The following is a 641-nucleotide window of genomic DNA, read 5'->3' on the forward strand; positions in this document are numbered from 1 at the left end:
GGTCCGGGACGGTCGGCCCCGGCCGCCGAGCCTGGAGGACGTCACGTACCACATCTCGACGCTGTTCCCGCCGGTCCGCCCGCGTGGTCACCTGGAGCTGCGCATGATCGACGCGCAGCCCGGCGCGGACGGCTGGATGGTGCCGTTGGCCGTGACGGCGGCCCTGTTCGACGATCCGGCCGCGGCCGAGGCCGCCTACCGCGCGGTCAAGCCGCTCGGCGACACGGCCGGTGTGGCTCCCGCGCCCCGCAACCCGCTGTGGGAGCGGGCCGCCCAGCGGGGGCTGACCGATCCGGAGCTGCACGCCGCCGCCGTGGCCTGCTTCGCCGCGGCCGAGGAGGCGCTGCCCCGGATCGGCGCGACGCCCGAGGTGTGTGCCGCCGTCGCCGAGTTCCGCGCCCGCTACGTCGCCCGGGGTCGATGTCCCGCCGACGATCTGCTCGACTCCCTCTCCGGGAAGGAAGGCCGCTCATGACCCGCATCCAACCGGGGTCCGGGACGTTCGCCGCGTCCGCCGAGCCCGCGCACGACCCGGAGCTGCTCAGGGCGCGCGCCCTGGGCGCGCTGACCGCCGCGCGTGCGCGCACCGCGCTGCTGACCAGTTGCGTGGCGGACGAGGAGCTGACCGCCCAGCACTCGCC

Annotated in this window: 1 protein-coding gene; it reads left to right on the plus strand. The window is 76.6% G+C overall.

The genetic code is table 11. The annotated features are described in order from the left end of the window. Positions 1 to 475, plus strand: a 475-nt coding sequence (locus tag KUM32_RS40935; RefSeq protein ID WP_254406788.1) for a glutamate-cysteine ligase family protein, incomplete at its 5' end; no start/stop codon positions are given. Positions 476 to 641 lie beyond the last annotated feature (166 nt).

The sequence above is a fragment of the Streptomyces sp. AC627_RSS907 genome (assembly GCF_019049165.1).